We start from the raw sequence: 21607 nt of genomic DNA on the forward strand, positions 1-21607 counted from the left end.
GGTGGTGGTCGTCGGCGTGGTGGTGGTCGTCGTCGTCGTAGTCGTGGTGGTCGTCGAGCTGGTCGTCGAACTCGTGGTCGACGGATCGGTGGTGGTCGTGGTGGTCGGCGTGTCAGTGGTGGTGACCGGGTTGGTCACCGTCGACGTCTCCACCTGGCCATTCTGATTCGTCTGCGTCACAACGGACTTCGTGGCCTTGTAGGTGCTCGTGGTGATCGAGCCGTCGGGACCGGTGATGGTGGTCGTGACGTCGACGGTCACCGGACCGGACGGGGTGTCATTGCTGGTGAGCCCCACCGCGGCCCAGCTGCCGCCGGCGACCAGGAACGCCGCCGCGGCCGCGCCGAAGAGCAGCGGTGGGCGCCGGTACCAGGGCATCGGCGCCACGTCGGGCAGGTTGTCCTCTTCTTCATGCGCGAAGTCCATCGCCGGCCGGGCGGTGGTGCCGTCGGCGTAGCCGGTCGCGAAATCCGCCGGGTATTCGCCGCCCGAGTAGGGCTCGACACCGTCGTCGGGGAGACCTACCGCGGCACCGGGCTCCTCGTCATCAGACCAGGCCAGCGACGGGCCGACGGTCGAGGACGGGTTCGCGTCCGCGGGCGGCACCGGAGCGGCCATGGTTGCGGGGCCACCCGACCAGCCCGCGGGGCCGGCCGCCCAGCCCATGGTGGGAGCCATGCCCGTCGGTGCGTCGGCGCTCATGGTGCTCGGGTCAACCAGGGGGGCGCCGGCGGCCGCGGTGAGCGCAGGCTGCGGTGAGGTCACCACGGGAACCCGGAAATACTCCGAAAGACGTTGGGTGACAATCGGAATCGAGGCACCGCCGCCGACGGTGGCCAGGGAGGTCAGGACACCGGCCGGAATCTGGTTGCGCTGCAGGGTTTCCTGGACGACGGCGAGCAGCCCCGCCAGGGCCGGTTCGAGCAGTCGCTCCAGCTCCGGGCGCGTGATGCGCAGAGCCGACGCGAAGCCGGGCAGGTTGGCGTTGACCGACGTCGCGGTCTCGGACGACAGCCGCTCCTTGGCCTGCCGGCACTGGTCGCGCAGCTGGGACAACGAGCCGACCGCCGCCGTACCGGCCGGGTCGGCGTCGGCCGACTCGGTGATGCCGGCGATGACGTGGTTCAGCAGCGCCTGATCCACCAGGTCACCGGAGAACTCTGGGTAGCGCACGGTCTCGCCGATCTGGCTCAGGGTCGCGGCGTCGGCGATGGTGACGCTGGTGCCGCTGCCACCGAAATCGCAGAGCGCCACCACACCGTGATCGGGCAGCCCGGACCCGGCCTTGAGGCCGGCCAGGGCTGCGGCCGCGTCGGAGACCACCGGTGCGGCCGCCAGGCCGGGCTTGCCGCGCAGCGCCGCAGAGAGTGCGGCGATGGTGGACATGCCCCAGTGCGCCGGCGCGGCGATGACGATCGGGGCGCCGCCGCCCGCGGTGCGGGCCATGGAGTCGAGGGCCTCGGCCAGGACGGCTTCACCGCGATGCGCCGAGCCGTCCGGGGCGATCAGCGGGATCGGGTCGCCGACCCGCTCCACGAAACCGGTCAGCACCAGGCCGCCGGACTGCGTGGGGATGCCGACTTCAGCGGGCCGATCCGGGTACAGGGCCAGGATGGCGCGACGGCTCACCGGCGGTCGCCCGGCCGGCACCGCCACCAGGTTGGTCTGGCCGATCGACAAACCGAGCCCGTTGCTCATGAAGTCCACTCCTTTGACGCGCTCTCGAACTGTGGCCACCCTATGCGCTGGCGGCCTGGGGGTGGGACACAATCCCCTAACGATTGGTGAATCCCTAATGGGAGTGCCCCTAACAGGAGGTGTCGGGTGCTGGGGTCAGCACCGATCTCCAGGAGCTATATCGGCGATAGCATCAAAATAGTTATCGAGGGGTCTACCTGGTGTGAGACCCGAAATGTCGAATCGACGGAAGGAGTAGGTGCCGTGGCAAATCCGCTACTGGATTTCGTCATGTCGGTGGTCCGTGATCCCGACGTGGCAGCCCACTATGCCGCCGACCCCGCCGGTGCCATCGCCGACGCCAACCTCAGTGGCGTCACCACGGCGGACGTCGCGCACCTGATCCCGGTGGTGTCCGAGTCCCTGGGGACGGTGTCGTCCATGGCCGGTGGTGTACCGACCGTCGGATTCGACGATCCGGGCGTCAACGTATGGACCAGTGGTGCTGCCACCGCGGCCTTCGATGCCTTCGACGCCGTCAACACCCACGTGCCGACGGTCGTGTCCCCGCACGTGATTTCTGATCCTGACCTGGGTGGATTCGACGGCGGACCGGGCCTGCCGGTCCATGACACCGTGCCGGACCTGGCCGTGTCCGACGACCTGGGTCTGCAGGGCGATGTGCCGGTCGTCGACTCCGGGCAGCTGTCGGATCCGGGCGCGCTCGATTGGCACCCGATCGACACCGCAGACCCGTCGGCCGGCCTCGATCACCATCAGGGCTTCGACTTCTTCAGCTGACCAGCTCACACCCGACAAACGCCGGTGGCCACCATGGCCACCGGCGTTTTGCGTTTTCTCACCGCATTTTCAGCAAACACCCTAGTTATCCCCTAATCCCCTAATTGGGGGAGTGGCGACACCCCACTACGTTCCGTTGGGGGTAGGGGTGGTTGCCCCGTTTGCAGGGCCCTTGACGGCCCCTAACGTTGTTCTCAGTTCGCCGGACAGCCGGCGAGAAAACTTCAAGAGCAACACCCCAACGAAAGGGACTCCAATGACCAGCCTGATCGAATTCATCATCGACCTGTTCCGCTTCCCCACCGTCGCGAGCTCGTTCGTCGCGAACCCCGAGCAGACCATGCGCGACGCCGGCCTGGCCGGTGTCACCTCTGCGCAGATCGCCGCAGTCGCCGCCAGCGCCGTCCCGGCCGGTGTGGTGCTCGGTGGCGGCGACCCGGTCGTCGGCCTGCAGAACGCGGTCTCGGACTACTACAGCATGTCCTCGCCGTTCTCCCCGCAGACCGCATTCGCCCCGCAGACCGAGTTCGCCAGCCGCAACCAGACCGACTTCGCGAGCCACAACAACGTGCCGATCGCCAGCGGCAACGACATCCCGGTGCTGAGCCCCGACCAGCACGCCGGTGCCAACGCCCAGCAGGGTGCCTTCAACCTGGGCTTCGGTGACATCACCCTCGGCGGCAGCCACGTCCAGCAGGGCGACGGCGGCGTCAACATCGCGGGTAACAACCACGGCGACATCGCCAGCGGCAAGGGCGCGGTGCAGGGCGACGGCAACACCGTCACCAACGGCGACATCCTCACCGGCAGCCACTCCCCGGTGATCGTCGGCACCGGCAACCACGCGAGCGACAGCTCGACCACCGCGGGCGGCAACGTCATCGCCGGTAACCACGGCCCGGTCATCAGCGACGTCAACACCGGTGGCGGCAACGGCGGCAGCGCCAGCGCCGGCGGCGGCCTGATCGGTGGCGGCCACGCCAACGCGGGCAGCGGCGGCAGCGGTGGCAACATCGTCATCAACGACGGCAACACCACGTCGACGCACGTCGGTGGCAGCCAGACCACGGTCGGTGGCGACCTGGGCAGCGGCAACAAGAGCGTCATCGACGACTCGTCGCACTCCTCGACGGTGAACACCAGCCTGAACAGCGGGAACACGGCCAACACCAGCATCGGTAGCGGCAACAGCACCCACACCAACATCGGCAGCGGGAACACCACCCACACCGATCTGACCGCCGACAACTCCGTGCACAGCACGGTCGCCGACAACTCGGTGCACGAGGCCAGCATGAACACCTACGCACCGGTCGAAACCCACACCACCACCGACATGAGCCACAACACCCACATCGATCCGCACATGCACTGATCGATCGCGACAAACCGTTCCGGCGGGGCCACTTACAGGCCCCGCCGGTCGTTTGCGCATACCGTTAGTCAGCGAGAATGCAGTCGAGGAGAGCCCAGTGACGCAACCGAACGAGGCGAATCCGCGCCCGGTCGCGGTGATCGTCGAGTTGATCGACCACACCAGCCGGATCGCGGGCCTCAGCGACCGCGACGACCTGGCGCAGCGGTTGCTGGCGGCCAAGACCCGGATCAGCGATCCACAGATCCGGGTGGTCATCGCCGGCCAGCTCAAGCAGGGCAAGAGCCAGTTGCTGAACTCGCTGCTGAACATGCCGGTCGCGCGGGTCGGCGACGACGAGAGCACCGTGCTCACCACCGTCGTGCACTACGGCGACGCGGCGGCCGCGGAACTCGTGCTGGCCTCGCCCCAGGAAGGCGGCGATCCGTCCGTCGTCGCCATCCCGCCCAACCAGCTGTCGACCGATCTGCGTCAGGCTCCGCAAGCGCAAGGCCGTCAGGTGTTGCGCGTCGAGGTCGCGGCGCCCAGCCCAATGCTCAAAGGCGGACTCACCTTCGTCGACACCCCCGGTGTTGGCGGGCTGGGACAGCCCCACCTGTCGGCGACGCTGGGACTGCTGCCCGACGCCGATGCCCTCCTGATGGTCAGCGACACCAGCCAGGAGTTCACCGCCCCCGAACTCACGTTCATCCGCCAGGCCGTCGAAATCTGTCCGGTGGCAACGATTGTCGCCACCAAGACCGACCTGTACCCGCATTGGCGGGAGATCGTCGCGGCCAACGATGCGCACCTGCAGCGGGCGCGCTTGTCGCTCCCGGTGACTCCCGTTTCTTCGGCGCTGCGCACCCATGCGCTGGCCCTGGGTGACAAGGAACTCAACGACGAGTCCAACTTCCCGGCGATCATCAAGTTCCTCACCGACAAGGTGCTGAGCCGTGAGAACGACCGGATCAAGGACGAGGTCGTCACCGAAATCCACGCGGCCGCCGAGCATCTCACCCTGGCGTTGTCCACCGAGCTGGCCGCGATCAACGACCCCGACAAGATCGAGCGGATCAAAGCCGAGCTGGAGCGTAAGAAGGACGAAGCGCAGGAGGCGTTGCAGCAGACCGCATTGTGGCAGCAGGTGCTCAACGACGGTATCGCCGACCTGACCGCCGACGTCGACCACGACCTGCGCAACCGGTTCCGCAACATCACCTCGCACACCGAGCGCATCATCGACGGCTGCGATCCCACCCAGCACTGGGCCGAGATCGGCGCCGAGTTGGAGAACGTGGTCGCCACCGCCGTCGGCGACAACTTCGTCTGGGCCCACCAACGCGCCGAGGCGCTGGCCGCCGAGGTGGCCCGCAACTTCGTCCAGGCCGGGCTGGACTCGGTGGAATTGGCCGAGGTCAGGGCCCGCGACATGGGCGCCGGCCTGGGCGAGTTCAACCCCGTGGCGCGGCTGGAGTCCGAGCCGATCAGGGCCGGGCACAAGGTGATCACCGGGATGCGCGGGTCGTATGGTGGTGTGCTGATGTTCGGCATGCTGACCTCGTTCGCCGGGCTGGGTATGTTCAACCCGCTGTCGCTGGGCGCCGGACTTGTGCTGGGCCGCAAGGCATACAAGGAAGACATGGAGAACCGGATGCTGCGCGTGCGCGGCGAGGCGAAGATGAACGTCCGTCGGTTCGTCGATGACGTGTCGTTCGCCGTCGGTAAAGAGTCGCGCGACCGGCTGCGAAACATCCAGCGCCACTTGCGTGATCACTACCGTGGCATCGCCAACCAGACCACCCGATCGCTCAACGAATCGCTGCAGGCGATGCTCGCCTCAGCGCAGATCGAGGCGGGCGAGCGCGACAACCGCGTGCGGGAACTGGAGCGGCAGTTGAACATTCTGCGCCAGGTCCTCGACAATGCGGTGAAACTGACGCCGTCGCTGGCCCAGTGAGCACCAGCGCCCGCGTCCGCGCCATCCTGGGCGGCGTCACCTCTGCCTACCGATCAGACCCCGTTTTCCAGCACCGGCCGCAGGCCCTGGCCGAACTGGACTGGATCGCCCGTCGGCTCGATCAGCCCATCCGGATCGCCTTGGCCGGCACCCTCAAGTCCGGCAAATCGACACTGGTGAATGCGCTTGTGGGCGAGGAGATTGCGCCCACCGACGCCACCGAGGCCACCCGTCTGGTCACCTGGTTCCGGCACGGCACGGCGCCCCGCGTCACGGCGAACCATCGGGACGGCCGCCGCACCGACGTGCCGATCACCCGTGCCGACGGCCTGACGTTCGACCTCGCGAGATACTCCGGGGCGCAGGGCGCCGCCAACGTGGGAGACATCGTCGACCTCGACGTGCAGTGGCCCGCAGTCGAATTGGAACACACCACCATCATCGACACCCCGGGCACATCGTCGCTGTCGCGCGACGTGTCCGACCGGACGCTGCAACTGCTGGTGCCGCGGGACGGCGTCCCGCGCGTGGACGCCGTCGTGTTCCTGCTGCGCACCCTCAACGCGCCAGACATCGCGCTGCTCAAGCAGATCGGGGAACTCGTCGGCAGCGGCTCGGGTGCCCTTGGCGTCATCGGGGTGGCCTCGCGCGCCGACGAGATCGGGGCCGGACGCATCGACGCGATGATGTCGGCCCGTGAGGTGGCCACCCGGTTCACGACGGAGCTGGACCGCACCGGCGTCTGCCAGGCCGTCGTCCCGGTATCGGGGCTGCTGGCGCTGACCGCGCGCACGTTGCAGCAGAGCGAGTTCACGGCACTGCAGAAGCTGGCTGCCCTGGACGGCGACGGCGCCACCGCCCTGACCAAGGCCATGCTGTCGGCGGATCGGTTTGCCCGACAGGATGATTCGCTGCCGGTGGACGCCATCACCCGGGCCGCGCTGCTGGACCGGTTCGGCATGTTCGGCATCCGGATCGCGATCGCGGTGCTGCGCGCCGGTGTCACCGACTCGCAAGGGCTGGCCGATGAGCTGCTGGAACGCAGCGGGCTGGTGTCCCTGCGCGACGTCATCGACCAGCAGTTCGCGCAGCGCGCCGACATGCTCAAGGCGCACACGGCGCTGCGCTCGCTGCGCCGCTTCGTGGAAGCCAATCCCATCTACGCGACGCCGTTCATCCTGGCCGACATCGATCCGCTACTGGCCGATACCCATGCCTTCGAAGAGCTGCGCCTGCTCGGTCAATTGCGTTCCCGTCCAACCACATTGAACTCCGATGAGATGGCCTCACTGCGCCGCATCATCGGTGGGTCGGGCACCGACGCGGCGAGCCGGCTGGGGTTGAGCAACGATGCACCGTATGACGGCCCGCGAGCGGCGTTCGCGGCGGTGCAGCGGTGGCGCCGACGGGCCGATCATCCGCTCAACGACCCCTTCACCGCACGCGCCTGCAAGGCCGCTGTGCGCAGTGCCGAGGCCCTGGTCGCCGACTACGCGGCGCAGGGAAGGTGAGATATTCGAGATCGTTCGCCATTTGGTACCCCGCGCAGCTACCGTTTGCGGGTGGCTCAATCGTTTGACCCCTTTGGACTGGTAGGACGCGCGGTCGACGCCGCTCGACTCGGGCTCGACGTCTACAGCTGGACCGAACAGCAGGTCGTCGGCGCGCTGCGTAAAGGCCTCAACGAACTGGAACCGGAAGAAGGCGACGACGACGTCGTCTCGGCGGGCGATACGTCCAAACAGGCAGACAGCGACGACTCGCTCAACTCCAAGATGAGCCAGCTGCTGAATCGGGCGCTCGACCAGAACACCGCCGGCAGCCAGACCGAGCTGTACCACCATCTGCTCGATCAGCTGGTCGCCGACGAGGCCCGCATCGTCGGAGCGCTGTCCGACGGCTCCGTCTCTCCGTTGGTCAACGTGTTCGACCGGACCCGCAAGGCGGTGCTGGAGAACGCGGCACTGGTCGGCCGGACCGCGAACGTCGCGCTCCCGCAGATGACGCCGCAGTACGTCGGACATTTGCTGGCGCTGCGCCTCGTGGAGATCGGCCCGGAGGATTCTGCGCTGAAAACCGAGTATGAGGTGTTGATGGCTGAGACCATCGTGCTCAACGCGATCAAGGCCGCGTCGAAGGGTCCGCTGCCCGCCAAGGTGGAGAAGCTGACGTTGACGCTGTCGCCACTGGGCCGATCGCTGTGGGCCGCCGCCACCGCGGAGGACAACCAAGACGGGTGGCACTGAATGTCGTTGACCGAGATCCTCACGGACTTCCGAGCCCACTGGATCATCTACTTCTCCATGCCGCTGGTGGCCGCGTTCGTCGGCTGGAGCACCAAGATCGTCGCGATGGAGATGATCTACCGGCCGCTGGAGTTCAAGGGCATCGGTCCCATCGGCTGGCAGGGCATCATCCCGCGGCGCGCCGGCAAGGTCGGCTCCACAACCATCGAGCTGCTCACCGCGAATCTGCTCAAACCCGAGGAGCTGTTGTCCCGGATCGACGCCAAAGAGGCCGTCGAGGCGTTGCGCGAACCCCTGGCGGCGTCCATCAACGACATCGCCCGCGACGTCGCCGAAGAGATCCGCCCGGGCCTGTGGAATTCGTTGCCCGAGGCCGGGCGGCAGGCCATCCTGAACCGCATCCACTCGCAGGCACCGCGCATCACCGAAAAGATGCTGAACGAGATGCAGTCGGACCTGAGCCGGTTCGTCGACCTGCAGTTCCTCTCGGTCACCACGCTGGTGCGCAACAAGGAGAAGCTCAACAAGCTGATGCGCGGCCTGAGCGACGACGCCATGGCGTTCGTGCGACGCAGTGGCATCTACTTCGGCTTGGTCATCGGCACCGCGCAGATGTTCGTCTGGGCGATCTTCAAACTGCCGTGGATCATGCCGGCGTTCGGTTTCGGTATCGGCTTGGTCAGCGACTACATCGCGCTGAACATGCTGTTCCGACCGGTCAAGCCCACGAAGTACCTGGGCTTCATCAAGTTCCAGGGACTGCTGCACGCCCAGCGCGAGAAGATCACCGCGGACTACGCCCGCATCCTCTCCGAGGATCTCTTCGCCCCAGATATTCTCTTCGACGGCATCCTCAAGGGCCCCGGTGCCGACAAGCTGTTCGCGATGATCGCGCGCGAGGTCGAGGCTGCCATCGACAGCGAGGTCGGTGGGCTGACCGGCACCGTCGTGAAGTTCGCGGTCGGCACGTCGAAGTACAACGCGCTGAAGGACAAGATCGTCGAGCTGGTCATCGAGCGGCTGCCGGACACGCTGCTGGACGCGCAGGACTACGCCATGAGCCAGATCGACCTCGAGCGCACGATCGTCGAGAAGATGAATCAGCTCTCCAACGAGGAGTACGAGTCGATTCTGCGGCCGGTGTTCAAGGACGACGAGCCGTTGATGGTCGCCATCGGCGCCATCCTCGGTGGCTGCGTCGGTGAACTCCAGGTTCTGATGATCGAGTTCTTCACGCACTAGTGCGGGCGCGGCCCCGTCGGATGGGTGCGCCGAGACTGGGTGATCGACGTCGACGTCGTTGGTGCCGGGGTGCGGCTGGTGGTCGTGCTGTCGCCCGAGGGCGTGGTCGACGTCGTGTCAGTCGTGAGCGGCAAGTCGATGTCGGTGGTCGTCGGCGTCGTCGACGGGTAGCTGGTCGACGTCGGGGAGGTTGTCGCCGTTGTTGTCGTGGCCGAGTGGCCCGAGTCATCGACGATGACGGGCACCGGCGGGGGCTGCGGCTGGTTGTAGTGCCGCGTCAGCCATGACCCCGCGAAATACAGCAGCGCGATGGCGGCGAGCGCCGCGATGCTGGCGCCGACGACGTGCGGGGTGCGCTCGTGCCACGGCCGCTCGGTCATGGCCGGTCAGCGTAGCTGTGGAATGACCTCCGTGCTGAACAACTCGATGTGATCGAGATCGGCCATGTCCAGCACCTGAAGGTAGATGCGCTCGACCCCGGCGGCCACGAACGGGGCCAGCTTGTCGACGATCTCGGCCGGCGTGCCGACGGTGGGGGAGTTGCCGCGCATCTCGTCGACCTCGCGGCCGATGGCGGCGGCCCGGCGGGCGATCTCCGCATCGTCTTTGCCCGCGCACAGCACGAAAGCCGCCGAGTACGTGATGCTTTCGGGTGCCCGGCCGGCTGCCGTCACGGCCGCCCGCACCCGGCCGAACTGGGTGGTGAGCGTGTCGATATCGACGAAAGGAATGTTGAACTCGGATGCGAACCGGGCTGCCAGCGCCGGAGTCCGCTTGGCGCCGCCGCCACCGATGATCACCGGCGGGTGGGCCTGCGCCGGCTTCGGGAGGGCCGGGGAGTTCTTGACGGTGTAGTGCGTTCCGGCGAAGTCGAAGTGTTCGCCGACCGGGGTGTCCCAGAAGCCGGTGATGATCTGCAGCTGCTCGTCCAGCCGGTCGAAGCGCTCGCCCAGTGGCGGGAACGGGATGGCGTAGGCCTCGTGCTCCTCGGCGAACCAGCCGGCGCCCAGGCCCAATTCCACACGGCCACCGCTCATTTCGTCGACCTGCGCGACGGCGATGGCGAGCGGGCCGGGATGCCGGAACGTCGCCGAGGTGACCATGGTGCCGAGCCGGATGGTGCTGGTCTCGCGGGCGATGCCGCCGAGTGTCACCCACGAATCGGTGGGGCCGGGCAGCCCGTCACCGGCCATGGCCAGGTAATGGTCGGACCGGAAAAACGCCGAGTAGCCGAGGCTTTCGGCGGCCTGCGCCACGGCAAGCTGGTCGGCGTAGGTGGCACCCTGCTGCGGTTCGACGAATACCCGGAAGTCCATGTCGGCCAGCTTAGTTGCTCAGAACGCCTTCACGCTCGCGGTCGAGACGAACATCCCGTGGCCGGTGCCGGCGTTGGTGAACCGGGTGCCTTCGGCGCCGGCGAGGATCGTCCACCCCACCGCCGAGTACGTCTGGTAGTCGAGGGTGACCGTCGGGATGGCGCCGAGATTGCCTACCACCCAAGACAATTTGCCGGCAGCGGTGACCCGGACGCCGTTCGCGGTCTCCCCGTTGATCGTCGGCGCATTGGTGAACGCCGACTCGCAGTCGACCTCGGTGGTGTTGAGCTGGCACCGGGTCTGGCCGGACTTCGTCGCGACGAAGACGTAGCCGTTCTGCGGAGCGAGGGCCTGCGCGGTGGGTGGCGCGGCGCTCGGTGCCGGGATCGGGCTGACCGGCACGGGGCGGATGGCCTTCTCGGATGGTGTCGGGGTGCTCACGGCAGACGATTCGCCCGCGGGTAGTCCCGACTTCGGGCTGCCAGGGGTGGTGCTGTCGCAGCCGGCGAGCAGCGCGACCGCCAGCGCAGCGGTAGCAGACATGGTGAGCCGTGTGTGGTTCATCGGCCATCAGGCTACGGGAGATCCGATCGCGCTGATCCAGACCGCTGCCCCGGCGCGTCCTGCTGCCTAACGTCGATCCTCCGTAGTGAACAGAGGTGGCGATGAGCAGAAAACACATATCCCCGCTCGGTGTGGTCGGCGTCGTCGCCATCGCGGTGGCCGGAGTTCTGATCGGGTTCAAGAACATTCACGGTTCATCGCCGGATGCATTGCTGAACGTGTCGTACGACCCGACGCGCGAGCTGTACGCGGCGCTGGACCCGCAGTTCATCGCGCAGTACCGCAAGCAGTCCGGCGTCACCGTCGACATCACCCAGTCGCACGGCGGATCCGGCCGGCAGGCGCGCAACGTCATCGACGGCACGTCGAAAGCCGGGGTGGTCTCACTGGCCTTGGTCAGTGACGTCGACAAGCTGGCCAAGCGCGGGCTGATCGCCAAGGACTGGCAGCACCGGCTACCCAACAACTCGGTTCCCTACACGTCGACCATCGTGTTCGTCGTCCGCAAGGACAACCCGAAGAACATCCATGACTGGCCCGATCTGGTCAAGGGCGATGTCTCGGTGGTGACCCCGGACCCGCGCACGTCGGGCAACGGCAAGCTCAGCGTGCTCGCCGGGTGGGGTGCGGTGACCACCCGCGGCGGCTCGGAGGCAGCAGCCCACGACTACCTGGCGGCACTGTTCAAGCACGTCGCCGTCGCCGATGAGGGCGCGCGCGGCGCGGCCACCAGCTTCGCCGTGCAGAAGATCGGCGATGTGCACCTGACGTGGGAGAACGAAGCCATCCGGGAGGTGGCTGCGGCACCCAACGAGCTGCAGATCGTGTATCCACCAGTGAGCATCAAGGCCGAACCTGCGGTGGCCTGGGTAGATGCGAACGTGGCCGGCAAGAAGACCGAGGCCTATGCGAAGGCCTACCTGAACTACCTGTTCACCGACCCTGCCCAAGACGTCATTGCGCAGTACGGCTACCGCTCGATCAACCCGCAGATCCAGGCCAAGTACCGGGCCAAGTTGCCGGACATCTCGCTGTTCCCGGTGTCCGCGATCGCCAAGGACTGGGACGACGCCGCCGAAAAGTTCTTCGGCGACAACGGAATCGTCGACACCATTCATCTTCCTGCGCAACGAACGGTGGTGGGATCGTGAGCCTGCTTTCGAACCTGAAACACAACTACGACCGCACCCTCGCCCGGCGCGATCTGATCGCCGGCCTGACGGTGGCCGCCATCGCGCTGCCGCAGGGCATGGCCTACGCCCTGATCGCCGGCGTCGACCCCAAATACGGCGTCTTCTCGGCCATCGTGGTGACGCTCATCGCGTCGATATTCGGTTCGTCGTCACACCTGATCAACGGACCCACCAGCGCCATCTCGCTACTGGTGTTCAGCTCATTGGCGTTCATCGATCCCGAGAACCGCACCGAACTGTTCGAAGCGCTGTTCCTGCTCGCGGTGCTGGTGGGCACCATTCAGATCCTGATCGCGGTGTTCAAACTGGGTGACCTGACCCGCTACATCTCCGAGTCCGTGATCGTCGGGTTCATGGCCGCAGCCGCGTTCCTACTTGCCTTGGGCCAGTTGGGAAATGCGGTCGGTGTCAAGGACCGGGGCAACGGCAACATGCAGGTGCTGTACCGCACCTACCTCACGCTGTTCCACGGCGACGCGATCAACTATCGAGCCGTGGTACTGAGCGGCACCGCTGTCGTCGCAGCCGTGGTGCTCCGAAAGTTGGTGCAGCGCTACGGCTGGCCGCAGATCGACATGCTTGCCGTCTTGGTCATTGCGGCCCTGATCGCCTACTTCTCGGGCTGGTCGACACCCGGACACGGGGGCAAGACCGCGGTGTCGATCACCGGAAAGATTCCCGCCAGCCTGCCCGACTTCCACATTCCGGTGGTGCATTGGGAGTGGCTGCCGCATCTGTCGGAGGGCGCGTTGGCGGTAGCTTTCATCGGCTTGATCGAGGCGCTGTCGATCGCGAAAGCCATTGCGCACCAGACGCAGCAGAAGATCGACTACAACCGGCAGATTCTGGCGGAAGGGTTGGCCAACCTCAGCGGCGGCTTCTTCCAGAGCCTGCCCGGTTCGGGTTCGTTGTCGCGGTCTGCGATCAACTTCCAGGCCGGCGCGGCCACCAGGTTTTCCGGCGTCATCGCGTCGGTGGCGGTCGCCGGCGCACTGCTGTTGTTCGCGCCGCTGCTGAGTTACATTCCGAAGGCCGCGCTGGCCGGCCTGCTGCTGGTGACCGCGGTTCGCCTGGTCGATTTCCAACGACTGGTGCACACGGTCAGGGCATCTCGCTACGACGCCGGGTTGGTGATCGTCACGGCAATCACCGGCGTGGTCATCGATTTGGACAAGGCGGTGCTGCTCGGCGTGCTGCTGTCGATCCTGCTGTTCGTCCCACGGGCCTCCAAGCTCAAGATCGCCGAGCTCGTGGTCACCCCGGAACGCGTCGTCCGGGAACGGGTCGGCGACGAGCCGGACAATCCGGCGGTGCTGATCTACGACATCGAAGGAGAGTTGTTCTTCGGTGCCGCACCGGAAATCGAACACGCATTGGACGCGCTCACCGAGCGGGTCAAGGCCGAAGGCACCCAATTCGTGGTACTCCGTCTCAAACGGGCCCGCAACCCTGACGCGGTCGGTATCGAGCGTATCGAGCGGTTCCTGCATGACTTGACCGAGCTGGGCGTCACAGTCCTGCTGGCCGGCGTTCGGCCCGACACTCTGGACGTCCTGGGCAACGTCGGGCTGCGAAAGTGGTTCCCGGACGAGCGCATCTTCCCCGAAGGGGAGAAGGAGTTCTCGGCAACACTCAAGGCGGTCCGCTTCGCGGAGTCGCGGCTGGTCCCCGGTGGCGTCAGCAGCGCCGGGGAGCTGTACTACCTGGTCTGACGGGACCTGCTACTGCGGCGGCAGCACCGGCGGCCGGCAGATGTTGTTGATCGGGTCCCACCAGGCGCCGTCGCGGCAGTCGAGCGGTGTCGTCGAGACCGGCGGCCGGCAGCTGTTGATGTTCGGGTCCCACCAGCCGCCGGGACAGTTCTGCACCAGCGGCGCCTGGCACCGGTTCTGCACCGGGTCCCACCAGGTGCCGTTGTCGCAGTCCGCGTGACTCACGGCAGGGGCGACCGCCGCGGTGATGGCCATGGGCGCCAAGGCGGCCGCGGCGATGATGGCGGCACGCTGCAGAGATTTATGCATGAACTCACCCTAAAGGGCTTCAGTTACAAGGCAAGTCGCCCGGTGTGTAGTAGGGCACCCCGGCCGGGGTGTAACACGGCGGCCGGCCCGCGGCAGCCTGGGCGGCCGCGTCCTCCGGAGCGGCGGCGGCCATCGCGGCGTCGCCGGCGACGTTCGTGCACCCACCGGCACTGACGTGCCGGCCGCCGACACTGCCACACACATCGGCGTGTGCGGCCGGTGTGCTGACGGCCGGTACGGCGGCGGACGCCAGCAGGAAAAGCACTGCAGCTGCGGACTTCAACATGTCATCTACCTTCGTCGGCCCCGACCTACGGAGATTATTGACGAATTCGTCAGGCTGGTGTCAGTTTTCCTTGTAACTGCCGTCGTCGGTCCGGGTGAAGTAGCGGCCCGGGGGTGGCAGGGGGTCGCGGCGCAGCGGCCCGGCGACCGGGCGGTGCCACGGCGTCATCGGCACCTCGTCGACGACGCGGACAAACGCGGGCCGTTGCTCGGCCGGCAGGTTCGCCAGCGCCTCGTTCAGGTCGGTGACCGAGATGTCCCGCCCGTCGACGAGTGACAGTGCCGTCACCGCGATGTCGTCATCGCCGTCCCGAACCCCGTAGGTGTGGACCAGGTCGACGGCCGGCAGCTTGCCGATGGCCGCGGTGCTCACCAGGGACGCCACCACGCCTTCGGCGGTGTGGATCTGGGTGTCGACGGAGTCGATCAGCCAGTAGTCACCGTCGGCGTCCCGGCTGACCAGGCTGCCGCTGGAGAACCAGGCGTCGCCGGCGTCGAACACGTTCCGGATCGGCGGCGCGGAGGCAGTGGTCGCCGAGCCGATCTTCACCAGCAGTAGCCCGGTCTCGTCGTCGTCGCAGCGGATCGCGTAGCCGTCGTCACCCGAAATGACTTGCTGCGCTTCGGGGTCCCAGCGCACCACCGCCACCGTCGCGCTGCCGGGCAGCGGCCGGCCGAGCGACCCGGGCTTGGCCGGGTTGATGTTGGCCAGGATGGCCTCGCCCTCACTGGTGGCCCAGAAGTCCAGGACACCGGCGGGTGCGAAGCGATCCAGCACCCGGCGCCAAAGTCCGCGGGGCATACCGGAACCGACGAACAGTCGGACCGAATGGTTGCGCTCGGCTGGCTGCGGTGCGGCGTTGACCAACGGTCGCAGTTGCGCCCACGTGTAGCAGACGATGGTGACGCCGTAGCGGCGCACTTCGGTCCAGAACGTGGTCGGATCGAGGTCGGTCGCCATGGCCAGGCGGCTACCACCGGCGACGGCACCGCCGATGCCGGTGAGCAGGCCGGAGGTGTGGTAGATCGGGTTGATGCAGTAGACGGTGTCGGAGTTGGTCAACTCCGCCGAGGTCGCGGTGCCGTACGCCGACAATCCGAAGCGGCCGTTGGTGACTCGGATGGGTCGGGGGTCGCCGTCGGGCCCGCCGAAGAAGATGAACGCGAGCTCTCCGGCGCGGCCCGGGTTGGGGCGGTACCAGTCCGGGATGCGCACGGCGTTCGTCTCGCCGATCTCGAGCGCGGTGAGGGTGCGGTCGCGATGCAGATAGGGCGTGTCGAGCAGGAACGTGTGCAGCGGGCGCCCGGCGAAGTCGGCCTCGGAGTGTTCCGGGTCGGCAATCACCCTGTTCACCTTGCCGAGTTCGACTTCCCGCGCGGTGTCGGCATCGGGCCGCAGCATCACCACGACTGCGCCGATGCGGTTGAGTGCGACCACCACGGCCAGCGCCGAGGGGCGGGTGCCCATCATGACGCCGACGTGCTCACCGGCGCGCACGCCCGCGGCGAGCAGGCCACGCACCACGGCGTCGATGCGGACCTTGTTCTCGCCGTAGGTGTAGCTGCGGTCCTCGTACATAAAGCTGACATCGTCAGGAGCATGCTGGGCCTGCTCATCGAACAAGAGGGCCAACGAGATTCGCGTGTTCGCGTCGAGGCTGCGGATGCGGGCCAACCGCGGCATCTGGCGTGCCACGGTGCCGAACATGCCGCGCATGTTGCCTACCGAGCGGGCCACCGAACCGGCGACCGTGCGGCCGGCGTCGATCAAGGTCTGGACGCCCTCGGCCGGTCCCGCGGGCGCTGTCTCGGCGACGGTGGTCGTGGTGTCGACCTTGACGACGTGCTCCGGCAACGGGCCGAGGCCGTCGGCGTACCGCATCCAGTCGGCCACCAACGGCCAGGTGTGGTTCGTCGCGGTGCTACCCACTACCAGCCCGAAATGTCCTGCGTGCAAGGTGCTTTCGAAAATCTCGGTGCGCGGTGCGGCGCCGACGATCCCGCGGACCGATGCGGGAGGGGCGATTTCGTCGACTTCCCCGACGAAGGCCAGGATCGGCGAGGTGATGTCGGCGAGCGTGACCGGGCGTCCGGCGATGCTGAAGCCACCGGTCAACATCCGGTTGTGGACCAGAAACTGCTGCAAGAACTCGGCGAGTGCGGGCCCGGGCCACGCCACCCAACCGTCGTTCATCAAATAGCGACGCTGGCCCTCACGGGGCAACAGCGCGTCGCGGTCGTGCAGCGCGAACAGGAACTGCAGCTGCCCTGTCACCGCCTTCACCGGGTCGAGCATCTGGAAACCCAACCGGGTCGCCCAGCCCGGCACCGACCGGCCGCGCAGCACGTTCTCCATGACGAAGCCCATGCCGGGGATGGCGAGTTCCGCGGGGACGCCCATCGGGGCCGTCTTGCTCAGATCCACCGGGCTGCCGAACGTCACGACGCTGCCGATGCCTTCGCTGCGCCGGTACGCCGACGCCTGGTAGCAGAACATGCCGCCCTGCGAGTACCCGGCGAGGTGCACCTTGGTTCCGGTGGTGGCGACGATCTCGTCGATGGCCGAGTCGATGGCCAGCACGTGATCGGCCAGGGTGCGCTTGAGCCCGCCAGGCTCCTGCTCCGGCGAACCGAAGTCGATGATCCACGGATCGATGCCGTGCTCGATCAACGTGCGCACCCCGCTGGCCTGCGGCGACACGTCGAACACGTCGGCGGTCAGCATCAGTGGCGGCACCAGCAGCACCTGGGGGCGGCCCATCTCGCCGTCGGTGCGGTACCGCCGCAGCTTGTGGATCCGGCCCTGGGCGACGACGTCGTACGGCGATGGCTCTTCGCCCGTTTCCAACCCGCCGTAGCGGGCCACTTCCAGCCAGTTACGAGTCGTTGCCACAACCCTGTCGAAGATCACGGTCCGCCCTTTCGATCAACACTCGGTGCAGATCATGCCAAGCGGACGCGCTCACCATGGCAGTTTGACCGCCAGTCTGGGTGATGGCGGGTTCGTCGAGCGCAAATGCACGTCGGTGGAGCGGATCGGATCGAGCACGCGGGTCAGGAAGGTGAGCTCGTCGGCGAGGGCCGCCTCGTGGCACGGCCCCGAGTAGAAGTCGAAATGGTCGGCCGGGTATTCGCACAGATGGGCCAGGTAGCCGGCCTTTTTCGCGGCGCGGCGGGCGGCGTCGGGCGGCGCGATGCGGTCGTTGGTGCCGACTTGGACGAGCAGCGGGCACTCCAACTGGCTGGCGTGGACGGTCGGTCGGTTGAACGCGACCTCCAGCACCGTGCGGGCGGTGAATTCGTTGCGCCAGGTCGGGCCGGCCATGGCCAGGTAAGCCTCTTCGGCGCCGGGCGTGGTGAGCGCCGCGGCGGCGCCGTGCTGTCCCGTGAGCGGCACGTTGTGCGGACGGCGACCGAGCCGCGCCCCCGCGGCGTCGAGCACCCCGTGGGCGACCAGACGGGCCAGCGGCCCGGCGCCGGCCTCGTGGAATCCCTGCACCAGGGCGGCCAGGCCGTCGGTCGCCGGACACAGCGACACCACGGCGGCTACCCGCTGGTCCTCGGCGGCAACGGCGATGACGTGCCCTCCCGAATACGAGGTGCCCCAGAGCGCGATGCGATCCCGGTCGACGCCCGGCAGATTTCTGGCGGCGTCGATGGCGGCGTGGTAGTCCTGCCGCTGTTTCTTCGCCGAGATGTATTGACGCGGTTCGCCTTCGGAATCGCCGAAGCCGCGGTAGTCGAACACCACCACGTCCATACCGGCGGCGGCGAAGGGCTCCGCGAACGCGAGCAGGCCCGAGTCGCGGGTCCCGCCGAAGCCGTGGGCCATGACCACGCACGGCCGCCCCGTCTGGCCGGCCAGCGCGTCACTCTCAGCGGTCAGATGCCAAGCGGCACAACGCTCGCCGTGGCTGAGGAAAAAGAAGTCGGTTGCCATGATCGCTCCTTCGGTCAGACCACGGGCAGTGGTGCGGCAGCGGGCGTGAAGACGAGAGCAGGGTCTTCGATAGGCCCGTTGCGCAGCCGCTCCTGATCCATTTCGTAGGCATGTTTGAACGCCCACGGGCCGTAGGTGCCGCCGCGCGGGAACTGCGCCACGGCCCGCTGGACGTAACCGGAAGTCATGTCCAACAACGGAACTCGTTCCATCGTGCCGTCTTCCAGGATCGGGACGACCTTGCCGTAGCCATGCTCGTCCATGTAATCGAGCATCCGGCAGAAGTGCTCGCACACCAGATCGACCTTCAACGTCCAGGCGATGTTGGTGTAGCCGACCGCGAACGCGAAATTGGGCACCCCGGAGAGCATCATCGCCTTGTAGACGGTGAGGTCTGGCAGGTGGAGCGAGTGCCCGTCGACGCTCAGCGCGATCTTGCCGAAGGGCGTCATGTTCAGTCCGGTCGCCGAGATGATGATGTCGGCAGCCAGCTCCTGCCCGGACTTCAGCACGATGCCGTTCTTGGTGAACCGGTCGATGTGGTCGGTGACGATCGAGGCCTTGCCCGACGCGACCATCTTGAACAGATCGCCGTCGGGCACCATGGCCAGCCGCTGCTGCCACGGGTTGTACTTGGGTGTGAAGTGCGTGTCGACGTCGAAATTCTTGGGTAGCTGACGAGCTACGTTGGCGATCAACAGCTTTCGCATGACCTTGGGGTAGCGCATGCACATCTTGTACATTCCGCGGTTCAGCGAGATGTTCTTGCGCCGCACGATCTTGTACGCCCGCTCGTGGCCGAGCACCTTGTTGAGCACATTGGCGATCGGGTCGGATGCCGGAATCGAGAACACGTAACTCGGGGAGCGCTGCAGCATGGTGACGTGCGCGGCCTTGTCGGCCATGTTCGGGATCAGCGTGACGGCCGTGGCGCCGCTGCCGATGACGACGACGTTCTTGCCGGTGTAGTCCAAATCCTTCGGCCACAGCTGGGGGTGGATGACCGGGCCCTCGAAGTCGTCGCGGCCGGGGAAGTCGGGGATGTACGGGTTCTCGTAGTCGTAGTACCCGGTGCCCAGGAACAGGAAGCGTGAGGTGAAGGTCTCGGTCTTTCCGTCGTGGGTGGTCGTGACGGTCCAAAGCCCTTGGTGGGAATCGAAATTCGCCGAATCGACGTGGTGGCCGAACCGGAGGTGGTCGGCGAGGCCGTTCTCGGCGACCGTCTGTTGCAGGTAGTCCAGGATGATGTGCCCGTCGGCGATCGACTTGCGGTGCGTCCAGGGTTTGAAGCCGAAGCCGAAGGTCGGCATGTCCGAGTCGGACCGGATGCCCGGGTACTGGTGCAGGCTCCAGGTGCCGCCGATCGCGTCCCGCCCCTCCAAGACCGTGAACGACGTACCCGGCCGAAAAGTCTTGAGGTGGTAGGCCATGCCGATGCCGGAGATCCCGGCGCCGATGACCAGAACGTCAACGGGAGCGGTGATGGTGGTCATGGGCACTCCTTTGCCGGCCCGGCGGGTGTACCTGGACTGTAATTCCGTGACGCGCTGTTCACGCTGGGTTTGGCAGGGCTGGGCCTAGCTGGAGGCGATGGGCTGAGCGAACTCGTCGATGGCGTTGACCATCTGGTCGAGGCCCGGTAGTTCGAGCGGGTAGTGGCCGGCGTTCTCGAGCACGACCGTCGTCACCGGAACGCGGGTGATCTGACTCAGGAACGGTTCGCTGAGGTGCTCCGGCGTCCACCGGTCGGCTCCGGGTTGGGTCAGCAGGACGGGACAGGCGGTGAAGTCCTCCGGTTCGACGGCGGGTTGGTAGTTCATGTACGACGCGAGGAACGCCACGGAGACCCAGTTGCCTGCCGACGTACGGTCGGCGAGGCAGGCGCGCAGCGCCGTTTTGTCGTTGACGAGGGTGTGCATCTTGCTGACCGCCCACATCGGGATGCGCATCCGGCGCAGTGGTGTCCGGGCGACGCGGCCCATCATCGGTCCGCCGAGGCGACCCATCATCGGGCTGAGCGCGGTCTCGACCTGGACCTGGGGGTTGCGCTGGTCCAGGAACGTCATACCGACGATGCCCGCCACGTGGGGGCTGATCGCGGCGACGTGGTAGGTGAGCATTCCGCCAGCGCTGAGCCCGTAGAGCAGGATCGGTCGGTCGTCGCGCTTGCGTTCTGCCGCTACGAGATCGACCCCGGCCGCGACCCAGTCGTCGTACGTGACCAGCGCATCCGACGCGACTTCCGTGACTCCGTAGCCAGGCATGTCGACGGCGATGGTCTCGTAGCCGCGCCGGGCCAGCGGTGCCCCGGCGATGGTGCTCATCTGGCGCCCGTTGGTGCCGACACCGTGGAACAGGACGATCTTCACCGGCGCGTCCGGGTTGCGGTACGTGTCGAGATGCACGCGGTGCCCCTGCCAATCCCACCATTCCTCGGTGGGTTCCATGCCGGGCTTGATCCGGTACTCGGCCGGCAGGTGCTGTTGGATTGTGCGCCAGGCTTTTTGGTCGGTGTAGCTCATAGCGAGAGACTAACGGTCGGCTGGCTGGCGCGACATCGTCGATGGTTAGGTGAGCTGAGTAATCGGCGGCCGGTCCTGTGCTCCCTTCGCGCCACCGTGCGCCGCCCCCGTTTTCCCGCGATGCGATCGTCTGCGGTTAGGTCAGCTAATCGATGCATGCCACCGTTCGCCGTGAGACCGGGCGAACCCTCGCCTCTCCGTCGGGCGACCGCGCTCGGTGGCTAGGTCACCTAAGCATCGACGATGACCGGGCGGCCCCAATCCTGTTGCAGTCCTTGTGTTTAGGTGCCCTAACCGTCGCCGATGTGGAACCGCACTTTCTGTGCGTTCTTGTCGGTGGGCGGGAGTATGGTCGCACGTATGTACTGCTTATCTGCTTAAGTGGACCCGGTGGCTAGAATTCGCCAAAGGTGTTGCTAGGCAACAACTCTTGATCGATCTCCGGTAGGCGTTCAATGTCATGCAGTGGGGCGTCGGTTCCACCGA

At 66.9% G+C, this 21607-nt stretch carries 18 protein-coding genes; 8 read left to right on the forward strand and 10 right to left on the reverse strand.

The window, feature by feature from the left end:
- On the reverse strand, window positions 1-1698 hold a 1698-nt coding region (locus tag TL10_RS27910), incomplete at its 3' end, for an Hsp70 family protein (RefSeq protein WP_043988227.1).
- A 243-nt stretch (window positions 1699-1941) separates the two neighbouring features.
- Here TL10_RS27910 and TL10_RS31515 point away from each other — a divergent pair.
- The 6 genes from TL10_RS31515 (at window position 1942) to TL10_RS27940 (ending at window position 9280) form a co-directional block, all read left to right on the forward strand.
- Complete coding sequence (locus TL10_RS31515; RefSeq protein ID WP_043988216.1) at window positions 1942-2478, forward strand: Rv0340 family IniB-related protein; 537 nt, start codon at window positions 1942-1944, stop codon at window positions 2476-2478.
- A 256-nt stretch (window positions 2479-2734) separates the two neighbouring features.
- Window positions 2735-3853 carry an IniB N-terminal domain-containing protein gene (locus TL10_RS27920; protein WP_043390182.1) on the forward strand — a complete coding sequence of 373 codons (1119 nt, stop codon included), beginning with the start codon at window positions 2735-2737 and terminating at the stop codon, window positions 3851-3853.
- A gap of 52 nt (window positions 3854-3905) precedes the next feature.
- Window positions 3906-5792 (forward strand): dynamin family protein, encoded by a 1887-nt coding sequence (locus tag TL10_RS27925; protein ID WP_390892786.1) that lies wholly within the window; start codon window positions 3906-3908, stop codon window positions 5790-5792.
- Complete coding sequence (locus tag TL10_RS27930) at window positions 5789-7303, forward strand: dynamin family protein (RefSeq protein ID WP_043390187.1); 1515 nt, start codon at window positions 5789-5791, stop codon at window positions 7301-7303. Before TL10_RS27925 ends, TL10_RS27930 begins: the two co-directional genes overlap by 4 nt.
- A 51-nt stretch (window positions 7304-7354) precedes the next feature.
- Window positions 7355-8038, forward strand: coding sequence for an Abi-alpha family protein (locus TL10_RS27935; RefSeq protein WP_043390189.1), 684 nt, complete (start codon window positions 7355-7357; stop codon window positions 8036-8038).
- Window positions 8039-9280 carry a DUF445 domain-containing protein gene (locus TL10_RS27940; protein WP_043988217.1) on the forward strand — a complete coding sequence of 414 codons (1242 nt, stop codon included), beginning with the start codon at window positions 8039-8041 and terminating at the stop codon, window positions 9278-9280.
- On the opposite strand, the gene TL10_RS27945 is transcribed toward TL10_RS27940, so the two are convergent.
- Genes TL10_RS27945 through TL10_RS27955 form a run of 3 tightly spaced genes read right to left on the reverse strand, consistent with a single transcriptional unit; the run spans window position 9277 to window position 11160 of the window.
- Complete coding sequence (locus tag TL10_RS27945) at window positions 9277-9660, reverse strand: hypothetical protein (RefSeq protein ID WP_043988218.1); 384 nt, start codon at window positions 9658-9660, stop codon at window positions 9277-9279. The two genes, TL10_RS27940 and TL10_RS27945, sit on opposite strands and share 4 nt — an antisense overlap.
- A 6-nt stretch (window positions 9661-9666) precedes the next feature.
- The gene (locus TL10_RS27950; RefSeq protein ID WP_043988219.1) at window positions 9667-10596 is read right to left on the reverse strand and encodes an LLM class F420-dependent oxidoreductase; all 930 of its coding nucleotides are present in this window, start codon (window positions 10594-10596) and stop codon (window positions 9667-9669) included.
- A gap of 18 nt (window positions 10597-10614) precedes the next feature.
- Complete coding sequence (locus TL10_RS27955; RefSeq protein ID WP_043988221.1) at window positions 10615-11160, reverse strand: hypothetical protein; 546 nt, start codon at window positions 11158-11160, stop codon at window positions 10615-10617.
- 101 nt (window positions 11161-11261) lie between these two features.
- Here TL10_RS27955 and TL10_RS27960 point away from each other — a divergent pair, with 101 nt between their 5' ends.
- Together TL10_RS27960 and TL10_RS27965 are read left to right on the forward strand one after the other, a co-directional pair.
- Complete coding sequence (locus tag TL10_RS27960; RefSeq protein WP_043988222.1) at window positions 11262-12311, forward strand: sulfate ABC transporter substrate-binding protein; 1050 nt, start codon at window positions 11262-11264, stop codon at window positions 12309-12311.
- Window positions 12308-14065 (forward strand): SulP family inorganic anion transporter, encoded by a 1758-nt coding sequence (locus TL10_RS27965; protein ID WP_043988223.1) that lies wholly within the window; start codon window positions 12308-12310, stop codon window positions 14063-14065. Before TL10_RS27960 ends, TL10_RS27965 begins: the two co-directional genes overlap by 4 nt.
- A 9-nt stretch (window positions 14066-14074) precedes the next feature.
- Here TL10_RS27965 and TL10_RS27970 read toward each other — a convergent pair whose 3' ends face one another.
- The 6 genes from TL10_RS27970 to TL10_RS27995 form a co-directional block, all read right to left on the reverse strand.
- Complete coding sequence (locus tag TL10_RS27970; RefSeq protein ID WP_043988224.1) at window positions 14075-14374, reverse strand: hypothetical protein; 300 nt, start codon at window positions 14372-14374, stop codon at window positions 14075-14077.
- 19 nt (window positions 14375-14393) lie between these two features.
- Window positions 14394-14660 (reverse strand): hypothetical protein, encoded by a 267-nt coding sequence (locus tag TL10_RS27975; RefSeq protein WP_043390206.1) that lies wholly within the window; start codon window positions 14658-14660, stop codon window positions 14394-14396.
- 60 nt (window positions 14661-14720) lie between these two features.
- Window positions 14721-17570, reverse strand: a complete 2850-nt coding sequence (locus tag TL10_RS27980; protein WP_234711561.1) for an AMP-binding protein — start codon at window positions 17568-17570, stop codon at window positions 14721-14723.
- A gap of 51 nt (window positions 17571-17621) precedes the next feature.
- The gene (locus TL10_RS27985) at window positions 17622-18599 is read right to left on the reverse strand and encodes an alpha/beta hydrolase (RefSeq protein WP_043988225.1); all 978 of its coding nucleotides are present in this window, start codon (window positions 18597-18599) and stop codon (window positions 17622-17624) included.
- A 14-nt stretch (window positions 18600-18613) separates the two neighbouring features.
- Window positions 18614-20092, reverse strand: a complete 1479-nt coding sequence (locus TL10_RS27990) for a flavin-containing monooxygenase (protein WP_043390211.1) — start codon at window positions 20090-20092, stop codon at window positions 18614-18616.
- Window positions 20093-20176: 84 nt separating this feature from the next.
- On the reverse strand, window positions 20177-21121 hold the full coding sequence (locus tag TL10_RS27995) for an alpha/beta hydrolase (protein WP_043390213.1): 945 nt from the start codon (window positions 21119-21121) through the stop codon (window positions 20177-20179).
- Window positions 21122-21607 lie beyond the last annotated feature (486 nt).

It is taken from the genome of Mycolicibacterium llatzerense, assembly GCF_000878195.1.
Lineage (GTDB): Bacteria > Actinomycetota > Actinomycetes > Mycobacteriales > Mycobacteriaceae > Mycobacterium > Mycobacterium llatzerense.